This window comes from Bradyrhizobium sp. Mp27, from assembly GCF_029953005.1.
Classification (GTDB): Bacteria; Pseudomonadota; Alphaproteobacteria; order Rhizobiales; family Xanthobacteraceae; genus Bradyrhizobium; species Bradyrhizobium barranii.
Genome location: NZ_JASAUS010000499.1, coordinates 1 through 1,372, shown reverse-complemented (window position 1 = coordinate 1,372; position 1,372 = coordinate 1). Strand labels below are relative to the sequence as shown.

At 62.1% G+C, this 1,372-nt stretch carries 1 protein-coding gene; it reads left to right on the top strand.

Annotated elements, in window-relative coordinates; genetic code table 11:
- Nucleotides 1–136 precede the first annotated feature (136 nt).
- Nucleotides 137–313 carry a hypothetical protein gene (locus QJT78_RS51305; RefSeq protein WP_155257993.1) on the top strand — a complete coding sequence of 59 codons (177 nt, stop codon included), beginning with the start codon at nt 137–139 and terminating at the stop codon, nt 311–313.
- Nucleotides 314–1,372: the final 1,059 nt, after the last annotated feature.

Here is a 1,372-nt window from a genome sequence, read left to right as displayed (position 1 = left end):
GGTCGTCAGGCGGCGAAAAGCCGAAGGCAATCCTGTGCGCCTCGTCAGACAAGATGTGCGGCCGCATCAATCGGGCCCAAAAGCCGCACTCTCACGAATAGGACGGGTTAGTGACTCGCCTCGGCAGGGTGAGATCATGAACTTCTTCAGCAGCGACAAATTTTCAGGACCGGAGACCCGGGAAGACAGGCGTTGCCGCTGCGGCGCGCAGCCGCGACTAGCGCGCACGATGATGGACCCGGTGCACGGCCTCACTGTCCGCATGTTCGAATGCCAGTGCGGCGAGCGCAGTTGGACCGAGGACAAAGAGTAGGCCGTCTGAGGGCGTCGTTTTTGCTTTTTGAGGCTCTGCGGCCACACAACGAAACGGCCTCGCGCATCGCCGGGGCTGGAACCGGATGCTGAGGCCGTTCGGCGCAGCCGAATCAGCGCGCATTGCCGGTTATTCCCGATCTGCGAGGAGGGCGCAACACAGGAGATTGCAGGTGTCCTAAAGAGGAGCGCCCCAGCGCCGTGTCACCGGACGCGTTGGGGCAAGTTGACGGTCGAATGCCTCTTGTGTGGGGCTTGGGAAAAGCGTTGCACCGCAGGGACGTTCCTAGCGAGCGACCGCAGAACGAAAAAAAAGGCCCCGCTAAGCGGGGCCCTGGGTAGTCGACGTTGCGTTACTTGGAGCGCTGATGGGCATGGAGGCCCACGAGCAGCATCATTTTGACCAAGGGGGCGGGTTCCGTCAACCGTGCGCGTGGTTTCGCGGGCGCAATTTCTACGTGATGCCTCGATAGCGGGGCCAGTTCGCCAATCGCTTGGCTGCATCAGCGATCTCGTCGGGCGAATTGATCTGCAATCGCGCAAGCAACCGGATCTCTGCTTTGCGACTTGCTCCACGGTTCCGCCGAGCTTGACCGCGATCTGCGCGTCAGTCTTCCCGGCAGCCAAGCGCCTCAAGAACCGTTTCTCGCGTGGGCTGAGCAAGTCGCGCATCGTGCGTCCCCGCCGCCGACAACCTCGCGCATTTTGTAGCGCCGTTTTCGCGGCACGTACATGATCACCGCGCGACGGCCCCAAGCGTCCGGGAGGCTGGGACAGATGCCGAGACGCCGGGGCCGCGAGCGCGCCGAGATAAGCCCCAGCGCACCGAAGTGAGCATGCTCACCACCGCCTGTTCCATCTGTTCACTTGTATACAGTAGGCGTCTCGCCCCAAGTCTATTCTTGTCCGGCGAGGGCCCTCGTGAACGAGCGAATGTTCATCGTGCTAACCCGTCCTATTCGTGAGAGTGCGGCTTTTGGGCCCGATTGATGCGGCCGCACATCTTGTCTGACGAGGCGCATAGGATTGCCTTCGGCTTTTCGCCGCCTGACGACCGGTA

What these genes read in the sequence shown, in the direction of transcription:
- QJT78_RS51305 (WP_155257993.1), top strand. Translation starts at nt 137, where the DNA reads ATGAACTTCTTCAGCAGCGACAAATTTTCAGGACCGGAGACCCGGGAA.